This window comes from Streptosporangium pseudovulgare, from assembly GCF_014648055.1.
GTDB classification, from domain to species: Bacteria; Actinomycetota; Actinomycetes; order Streptosporangiales; family Streptosporangiaceae; genus Streptosporangium; species Streptosporangium pseudovulgare.
In genome coordinates, this window is sequence record NZ_BMQJ01000013.1 from 283,759 (window position 1) to 292,304 (window position 8,546).

Genomic DNA, 8,546 nt, shown 5'->3' on the forward strand with positions numbered 1-8,546 from the left:
TTCTCTGGTCTGCGCCGGCACACCGATCGGTGCCGGCCGTGATGACGGTGCCGCCGCCGGCCCGGCGGTGCGTCGGCGGGGACTTTCCCGACCCGCTCGGTCCTTGGGCGACGTGCCGACGGTCAGGCGCCGGCCAGCGCGCGGGCGCAGGCACCGAGCCCGACCTCGCTGGAGGCCTTGACGAACACCACGTCTCCCGGTTCGAGAAGCGCGGTGGCCAGTCTGAGAGCCTCGGTCACGTCCTCGACGGCGTGGACGGCCACGCCCTGGTCCGGCGACTCCGCCGCCTCCGCCATCGCGAGCGGATCCCCGGCCCCCACCGCGATCAGCACGTCGAAGCGGAGGCCGGCGACGAGCCGGCCGATCTCCGCGTGCCGGGCGCGGGAGGCGTCCGCCTGCTGCCCCATCGCTCCGAGCACGGCGACGGTACGGCGGGCGCCGGCCAGGGCCTTCACCGCCCGCAGCCCGGCCCGCATGGATTCGGGGTTGGCGTTGTAGGCGTCGTTGACGACGGTGACGCCGTCCGGCCGTTCGGTGATCTCCAGCCGGCCCGCTGAGCGCCGCCGCGCGGCGCTCAGCCCGTCGGCGATCTCGGCGGCGTCCAGGCCGAGTGCGGTGGCGGCGGCGGCCGCGGCCAGGGCGTTGCCCACCTGGTGCTCGCCCATGAGGTCCAGCTCGACCGGGGCGCGGCCGGAGGGCGTCACCAGATCGAACGCCGCCCGCGCCCGGTCGCGCATCCGCACGTCCTCGGCCCGCACCCCCGCCTCCGGCGACCTGCCGTACAGCAGGATCCGCGCCCTGGTGCGGCCGGCCATGCCCAGGACGTACGGGTCGTCGACGTTGAGCAGGGCGAACCCGTCCGCCGGAAGCGCCTCGACCAGCTCCCCCTTGGCCTCGGCCACGTCGGCGATCCGGCCTCCCATACGCTCCACGTGCGCGGTGCCGACGTTGAGCACCAGCCCGACCCGGGGCGGTGCGATCCCGGTCAGATATGTCAGGTCGCCCTTCCGGCCTGCGCCCATCTCCAGCACGAGGTATCGGGTGGCGGCGTCGGCGCGCAGCACGGTGAGCGGCAGGCCGAGCTCGTTGTTGAACGACCTGTCGGTGGCGACCGTCGCGGCGTGCCGTTCGAGCACCTGGGCCAGCAGGTCCTTGGTGGTGGTCTTGCCCACGGAACCCGTCAGGCCGATCACGGTCGGGCTGATGCGTTCGAGCAGGTGCCTGGCCAGCAGGCCGAGAGCGAACTGGACGTCCTCGACCACGAGGGCGGGCATGCCGACGGGTCTGGAGGCCAGTACGGCGACGGCGCCGCCCGCGACGGCGCCGGCCGCGTGGTCGTGGCCGTCGACGCGGGCGCCGACCGTCGCGGCGAACAGGCCGCCGGGCGTCACCTCGCGCGAGTCGACCGCCGAGGGCGCGGTCACCGGCGTCTCCGGGTCGCGCACGTCGTGCATCGTCGCGCCGACGACCCGCGCGATCTCGTTCAGCGTCATGGGGATCACGAGTCGCTCCCGGCGGTGCTCCCGGCGGTGCTCCCGGCGGTGCTCCCGGCGGCGCTCCCAGCGGTGCTTCCGGCGGCGCTCCTGGCGGTGCTCCCAGCGGTGCTTCCGGCGGCGCTCCTGGCGAACGCGAGGTCGATGAGGCGGCGCAGCAGGTCCGGGTACGGGACGCCGCTGGCGGCCCAGGCCCTGGCGTAGACGGAACGGGAGGTGAAACCAGGCATGGTGTTGATCTCCAGTACGTACAGCCGTCCCGTGCCCTCCTCGTAGAGGAAGTCGGCACGGGCCAGGCCGTAGCCGCCGATCGCCCGGAAGGCGCGCAGGGCCAGCTCACGCACGTCCTCGGCCACCCGTTCCGGCAGCGCGGCGGGGATGACGGCGATCTCGGCCGGGCTGAGGTACTTGGCCTCGTAGTCGAGCCAGTCGCCGGGCGCGATGAGCTCGCCGGGCACCGAGGCCTCCGGCGCGTCATGGCCGCCGAGCACGCCGCAGATGATCTCGCGCGCGGTCACGCTCTGCTCGACGACGACCTCCCGGTCGTAGGTCAGGGCCAGATCCACGCCCGCGCGCAGCTCGTCCACGGAGGTGACCCGTGAGACGCCGATGGAGGAGCCCAGGCCGGCCGGTTTGACGTACATCGGCCAGTCGAGCGGCTTCACCAGTTCCCGGTGGTCGGTGGTGGTGCGCCATTCGTGGTCGGTGAACCACACGTACGGGGTGACCGGAATGCCCTCCGCCAGGAAAGCCCGGCGCATCGCGACCTTGTTCATGGCCACGGCCGACGCCAGGACGCCGCAGCCCACGTACGGGATGCCCAGCGTCTCCAGGTGCCCCTGGACGACACCGTCCTCGCCGAACGGCCCGTGCAGTGCGGGGAAGACAACGTCCGCCAGACCGCGTCGCAGTTCCACCGGCCATCTGCCCTGCCGGTCGATGATGACGGTGACGGGCTCGTACAGCTCCTTCGGCAGCGCGTCGAGCACGGCCTGCGCCGACTGCAACGACACCTCGTGCTCGGCGGACGGCCCACCCGCCAGCACGGCCACGCGTACGCGTTCGGTCACGATCGATCAGCCTTTCTCGGTGACACGGAGACGGCCGGACTCACCGCCGGGGAGCGGGCGCCGGTCGACTCCGTCCACTGTCCGCCGGCCGTGTGCCCGCCCCGTCAGCGCCGTGTCATGGTCGTGTCACAGCTGCGGCGGTGGGCGTCAGGCCGGCCGCGCGGCGAAAACCCATGTATATGTGTCCGCGTCCTTCCTGGAATCGGGCCCTGTGTTGTCCCGCCCTTCCTTCGTCAGCGACGAGGCGAACACGCATGAGGTCGCCGCTCACTGGCTGCCCGAGATCACCGAGGTCGGTTACCTGCCGTGGGGGTTCGGTGCGCACCATTGGCGTGCGATCGGCGGGGGCGTCACTTTGTTCGTGACGTTGGACCGGTTGGAGCCCCGGCACACCTCGACGTCTCTGGAGGTGGCCTACGCCGGGGCCGCCGCCCTGGCCGCCCTTCGGGGCCCCTCTGAGGCACGCGCACCGCATTACGGTGTCGGTATGAAGGATGAGGAATCCGGCAACCGGCTCGGCGGCTACCTTCGCGCCCGGCGTGAGCTGGTCTCCCCGGCGCAGGCAGGACTCCCGCCCGGCGGCAACCGCCGCGTGCCCGGCCTGCGCCGTGAGGAGGTCGCCTTGCTGGCCGGGATCAGTCCCGACTACTACCCGCGCCTGGAACGGGGCCTTGACAAGAACCCCTCACCCCAGGTGCTCGAATCACTCGCGCGTCCTGCGGCTCGACGACATCGAGCGGACGTACCCGCTCGGCCTCGCGGCGGCCCGCCCCAGGGCGCCACGACGTCCGCAGCCTCGACGGAGGCACGACCACGGTCCACCACCCCATCGTCGGTGAACTACGCTTCCACAGCGCCGCTGGTTTGACCTTGACGCTGCGTCAACTTCTAGCATCGGGGCCATGTCGATCACTGTTCTTGACACCTACTCCGCCATGAGGCGGATCCTGCTCGCCCCGGTCGCGGACCGCCCTGAACTGCTGCGTTCGATGTTGGAGCCCAACAGCGGCATGTACCGCCACTATCCCGGCGAGGTCGACCTGGTGGCCGTACACCGCGAAACATCCGGGTTCCCCATCGACCGCGACGAGGAGCGTTGCCTCGACGCGCTCGAGACCCTGGCGGCGGCCGGAGCCTGGGAGCGGATGCAACGCGCGCTCGACGGGGCTCTCGCCGTACTGCTGGAGGCGACGCCGGGGCTGGAGGCCCCGGACATCACCGTGCTGTTCGTCCTCGGCGATCCGGCTGACAAGCACTTCATGGGTCCCTGCCTGGGAATGACCGGGTTCGGCGGTATCTCGGGCAACATCGCCATCACGTTCTGGCCCTTCCCCGAGAACGTGGAGCGGCTGGAGGCCACCGCAGTGCACGAACTGCACCATAACCTGCGATGGAGCCCAGGTGGAGTCGTGTGGGACCCGATGACCGTCACCGTCGGCGAGCACATCGTCGGCGAGGGCCTGGCCGACGCCTTCGCCCGCCAGCTCTACGGCGACGAGCTCGGCTACGCCCGCATCGGCGTGCCGCACCTGCACGACGACGCGGTCTTCGCCAAGGTGCTCACCGGGCTCGACGTGACGGGCATGGAGAACTTCACCGCCTGGGTGCACGGCGACCCCGGCGCCGAGCGCCTCGGTGTCACCCCGGTGGGGCTGCCGATGGGCGCCGGGTACGCGGCGGGCAACCGGCTGGTCGACGCCTACCTGGCGGCGACCGGGCAGACTGCGGCGCAGGCCCTGCACGCCGACAGCTCGGAGATCATCGCCGCCACGCTCCGCCGCGGGTGACACCGGAACGATGGAGTGGACGATCCAGGAACTCGCGGCGAGGGCCGGCATCACCAGCCGTACCCTGCGTCACTACGACCGGGTCGGGCTCCTGGCCCCGTCCCGGATCGGCGTGAACGGGTACCGCTACTACGACTTCAGCGCGGTCGCCCGGCTGCAGCGGATCCTGCTCATGCGCCGGCTCGGCATGGGCCTGTCGGCCATCGCCGGGGTCCTGGCCGACGAGGTGGACACATGCGACGGGCTCCGCGCCCACATCGCCGCTCTGGAGGAGGAACGGGACCGCATCGAACAGCAGATCCGGTCTGCGCGCCACACGCTCGACGCCCTGCAGTCGGGGGCGGAACCGCGGATGGACGTCATGCTGGCGGGGTTCAACGACGACTACGAGGAAGAGGTGGTCTCACGCTGGGGCGAGCGCGCGTTCCAGGAGAGCAACGACTGGTGGCACGGCAAGACCCTCGACCAGCAGCGGGCCTGGAAGCAGGACACCGAGGACCTCGTCGCCGCATGGGTCGCCGCGGCGAAGGCCGGGGTCTCCCCGACATCGGAACACGCCCAGTCGCTGGCCGCCCGGCACGTCCGGTGGCTGAGCCGGATCCCGGGCACCCCCACGGCCGAGGGTGACCGGGAGCGCTCGATCGAGATGGTGGAATGCCTGGGGGACATGTACGCCGACGACCCCCGCTTCGCGGGCATGTACGACGACGCCGCGGGGGCGACGTTCGTCCGCGACGCATTGCGAACGTACGCGCGGACCCGGATTTGACGTCCTCCCCGCCTTGAAGGGCGGGGATTCTCCCCTGCCAGCCGCCGAGAACGCGGGCGGCTTGGAGTGGGTTCCTGCTTCGCCGGGTCGTGCCACCGCAAGCGGTGGTCTCACCGTCCCTCCACAGGCGGCTCGGACGGCAGGCCGCGTGACCAGCGCACCGGCACGTCCCCGATCTTCGGCAGGCGCAGCCTGCCGCCCGCCGTGACGGTGAACCGGGCGTTGCGGGTGAACCGGATCGCCTGCCGGTCGTCCTTGCGTGACCGGAACCGGGGCGGCGCGACTTTCGGACCCTTCCGCTTCCCGGCGACCGAGGCGAAGAAGTCCCGGTAGGCGGTGTTCAGATCGGCGAGCGCCTGCTGAAGCACCACGGCGGAGACCTCGCCCAGCCATGCCCGTTCGGGCGTCTTCTTCGCCTCGGTGATGACCCGCTTGGACAACTCCCCATCCGAGACGTACGGCAGGCCCACCTCACGCGCCGCCCGGCGTGCGCGCAGCCCGTCGTTGAACACCACGCGGGCGCACCCGAACGCCCGCGCCAGCACTTCACGCTGGGCGGCGTCCGGGGAGAGCCGGTACCGGTAACGAAGCTGCACGGCCATCATCGTGCCACCCGGCCATGACCGGGCGTAGGGGAATCCGGGCGATCCGTGAACACATCGGCGACCGCGCCGACGCCGCCCACCACCTCGGCGAGCACACCATTGTGGAGCGCGGGCGGCCGGCCCTTCGCCGTCCCGGTGCCCTACGCCTGGTGGGCCGAGCGGCAGGACCAGGAAGGTCAGGGCACGCTCGCGCCCTGGCGGGCACTCCCTCGCGGGCCTTCACCTCCGCACCTGAAGGCCGGAGCACCGGCCCGCATCTCGGTAGCTCGTACGGTTCGCGGAAACGACCGGTTCCGCGAGGCCGGAGCCCGACGGAGGAACTCCAGCGTCAACGCGAGGCCGACGGGTGCCCGGTGGTCGTGGTGGGTGCTGACAGGCGGTCAGTTCTCCTCGAAGGGCTGGTCCGTGGCGAGGCCGGCGAAGGGCAGCGGGCAGTCGGGACAGGTGCAGTGGGTCAGGCTGTCGCAGCCGGCGCTCACCACCGCGCTCAGCGCGCGCCGGATGGTGGTCAGGTCGGCGATCCGCGCGTCCACCTCGGCGATCTTGGCTTGGGCGCGCTCACGCAGGTCCGGAGTGGGGTGACCGCGCCGGCCGGTGTCGATCAGTTCGGCCACCTCCTCCAGGGTGAAGCCGAGCCGCTGGGCGGCCTTGATCACGGTCAGCAGGGCGACGGTCTCGGGCGGGTAGGCGCGGTGCCCGCCCGGGCTGCGCCGAGGCTCGGTGATCAGCCCACGGCGTTCGTAGTAGCGCAGGGTCTGCCGGTTGACCCCGGCCCGCTCGGCCACCTGCCCGCTGCGCAGGTACGGCCCGCCGGTGTCCTGTCTCACTCCGGCCGCCCAGCGGTCGTGCGGGCCTGCAGCGCGTCCAGCACTTCGACGTGCTCCGCCGGCACCGACACCTCCAGCGCCAGGCCGCCGTCGGCGATGGTGAGAGTGAAGGTGAAGAAGGAGCAGCAGCCGTTCTCCCGGGCCGTCAGTTCGGCGGCCCGGGCGGCGTCGCCCGGACTGAAGACGAGTTCCAGGCGTAGCCGGGTGGGTTCCGGCCGTGCCACACCCCGCACCGCGTCGGTGAACAAGGCGTCGAACTCGGCCACGCGAAGCGGCTGCCCGGCGGTGGGCAGAGTGCAGGCGGAGGGGGCCCATCCCAGGTCAAGGGCGATGGCTTGGGGCATACCTCGACGGTAAACCTGTACCCGGGTACCGAATGCAAGCCCTTCCGCCGTACCGCCGCGGGCCGACGTCACGAGGTCTGGTCAACCCCTCTGCGCTGAGACTCCGAGATCGTTCTCAGCGCAGACGGCTGTCCGCGGGTTCCTCGATCCCGGGATCCCAGCCTGCTCCAAGTCCCATCCAAGGGGTGCCGCCTAACGTCTCCCCGGACGCTCAATCAAGATCGTCCAGGGGTTGAGACGAGGACGCGGTACGCACCTCGCTCCCGCCCGGCTCTCCACGGCGAAGTACCAAGGAATCTCTCATGCAGATCGGATACGCAGTCCCGCAGTACGGTGCCTTCACCGACCCGGATTTCATCCGGCAGGCCAGCACGGATCTGGAGGCCATGGGCTACAACAGCCTGTGGGCGGGTGATCGGATCATGCTGCCGCTCGAACCCAGCGATCCCTACCCGGGAGGAGACGGCGAGATCCCCCCGGCCTTCGGGACGTTCTTCGACCCGCTGACCGCGTTGACGCTGGCCGCCGTCAGCACGCGGGAGATCCGGCTGGGAACCAGCACGCTCAACGCGCTGTGGCAACCGCCGGTCCTGCTTGCCCGCATGCTGACCTCGCTCGACCTGCTCAGCCGCGGACGGCTGGACGTCGGCATCGGCCTCGGATGGCTGCGTGACGAGTACACCGCGACCGGGGTGCCCTGGCAGGGGAGGGGGGCCCGGCTCGAAGAGACGCTCGACCTGATGGAGGCCGTCTGGAGCAGTGAGGTGGTCGAGCACAAGGGCGCGCTCTGGACCGTACCGCCGTCGCACATCGACCTCAAGCCCTTCCAGCGGCCCCGCCCCCCGATCCTGCTCGCCGGTTACACGCCCCCGGCTCTGGAGAGGATCGGCCGGCGAGCCGACGGCTGGCTGTGCGCGGCGATGCCCATGCCCTATCTGACCTTCCTGTGGGATGTGGCGCTGCAGACCGCGGCACGCGTCGGCCGGGATCCGTCGGCCCTGCGAATGGTGGTACGCGTCAACCCGAAGATCACCGATTCTCCCGCGCCCGACGACCAGGTGCCGCACGCCGGAACCGTGCAGCAGATCGGTGACTACCTGCTGACCCTCGCCCAGGCCGGTGCCCACGAGGCGTTCGTCGACCTGCAGACGGCGACGTCCTCGCGCGACCAGTTCCTGGACGTCGCGCATGAGCTCATCACCAGGCTGCACGCCGACTGATGCCGTGATGGCCGATGCGTTCGAGGCCGGCACAGGCGCGGCGGTGGCGAAGCCGCTCCAGGATCCGGTCGGATCCCCGGCCGCGACCAGGACATCCTCGTTCACCGCCGACGGCGTATCGGCGGTGATCCGCGGAAACCATCGGCGTCGGCGGGACGTCTGCTTTACGGTGAGTGATCCCGTGATGCGTCCCGGTGCCGTTGCCGTACCGGGGCACGAGCGGCGCGGGCGGGCGTGCGGTGTTGAGGAGGCGTGGTGGAGATCGAGCTGGCGGACGCGGTCGAGGCGGTCCGGGATGAGTTACTGGCGGCCGCGGTGCGCGGGGCAGGCAGTGAGATCGCCTTCACCGTGGGGCCGATCGAGCTGGAGTTCGCCGTGGAGCTGAAGGTGGACGCCAAGGCCAAGGGCGGGTTCAAGGCGTGGGTCGTCAC

At 71.3% G+C, this 8,546-nt stretch carries 10 protein-coding genes; 5 read left to right on the forward strand and 5 right to left on the reverse strand.

What is annotated here, in order from left to right; genetic code table 11:
* Positions 1–122: 122 nt before the first annotated feature.
* Together IEZ10_RS25390 and IEZ10_RS25395 are read right to left on the reverse strand one after the other, a co-directional pair.
* A complete protein-coding gene (locus IEZ10_RS25390) occupies positions 123–1,502 on the reverse strand; it encodes a UDP-N-acetylmuramoyl-tripeptide--D-alanyl-D-alanine ligase (protein ID WP_189249011.1) in 1,380 nt (459 codons plus the stop codon).
* Positions 1,499–2,563, reverse strand: coding sequence for a D-alanine--D-alanine ligase family protein (locus IEZ10_RS25395; protein WP_189249012.1), 1,065 nt, complete (start codon positions 2,561–2,563; stop codon positions 1,499–1,501). The genes IEZ10_RS25390 and IEZ10_RS25395 overlap by 4 nt, the downstream gene beginning before the upstream one ends.
* A gap of 487 nt (positions 2,564–3,050) precedes the next feature.
* Here IEZ10_RS25395 and IEZ10_RS25405 point away from each other — a divergent pair, with 487 nt between their 5' ends.
* From IEZ10_RS25405 to IEZ10_RS25415, 3 genes are read left to right on the forward strand one after another with little or no spacing between them, the layout of a single operon-like run.
* On the forward strand, positions 3,051–3,431 hold the full coding sequence (locus IEZ10_RS25405; RefSeq protein WP_308426301.1) for a helix-turn-helix domain-containing protein: 381 nt from the start codon (positions 3,051–3,053) through the stop codon (positions 3,429–3,431).
* 34 nt (positions 3,432–3,465) lie between these two features.
* Positions 3,466–4,350 (forward strand): DUF2268 domain-containing putative Zn-dependent protease, encoded by an 885-nt coding sequence (locus IEZ10_RS25410; protein WP_189249013.1) that lies wholly within the window; start codon positions 3,466–3,468, stop codon positions 4,348–4,350.
* Between the two features lie 10 nt (positions 4,351–4,360).
* Positions 4,361–5,119: a MerR family transcriptional regulator gene (locus tag IEZ10_RS25415; RefSeq protein WP_189249014.1), complete on the forward strand. Its 759-nt coding sequence runs from the start codon at positions 4,361–4,363 to the stop codon at positions 5,117–5,119.
* A gap of 110 nt (positions 5,120–5,229) precedes the next feature.
* On the opposite strand, the gene IEZ10_RS25420 is transcribed toward IEZ10_RS25415, so the two are convergent.
* From IEZ10_RS25420 to IEZ10_RS25430, 3 genes are all read right to left on the reverse strand, one after another.
* Complete coding sequence (locus tag IEZ10_RS25420; protein WP_506004886.1) at positions 5,230–5,715, reverse strand: RNA-guided endonuclease InsQ/TnpB family protein; 486 nt, start codon at positions 5,713–5,715, stop codon at positions 5,230–5,232.
* Positions 5,716–6,104: 389 nt separating this feature from the next.
* On the reverse strand, positions 6,105–6,551 hold the full coding sequence (locus IEZ10_RS25425) for a MerR family transcriptional regulator (protein WP_189249015.1): 447 nt from the start codon (positions 6,549–6,551) through the stop codon (positions 6,105–6,107).
* Positions 6,548–6,895 carry a hypothetical protein gene (locus IEZ10_RS25430; protein WP_189249016.1) on the reverse strand — a complete coding sequence of 116 codons (348 nt, stop codon included), beginning with the start codon at positions 6,893–6,895 and terminating at the stop codon, positions 6,548–6,550. The genes IEZ10_RS25425 and IEZ10_RS25430 overlap by 4 nt, the downstream gene beginning before the upstream one ends.
* A gap of 302 nt (positions 6,896–7,197) precedes the next feature.
* Between IEZ10_RS25430 and IEZ10_RS25435 the strand changes: the two genes are divergently transcribed.
* Positions 7,198–8,115 carry a TIGR03619 family F420-dependent LLM class oxidoreductase gene (locus IEZ10_RS25435; RefSeq protein ID WP_189249017.1) on the forward strand — a complete coding sequence of 306 codons (918 nt, stop codon included), beginning with the start codon at positions 7,198–7,200 and terminating at the stop codon, positions 8,113–8,115.
* A gap of 255 nt (positions 8,116–8,370) precedes the next feature.
* Positions 8,371–8,546: trypco2 family protein (locus IEZ10_RS25440; protein ID WP_308426304.1), on the forward strand; the 176-nt coding region annotated here is incomplete at its 3' end.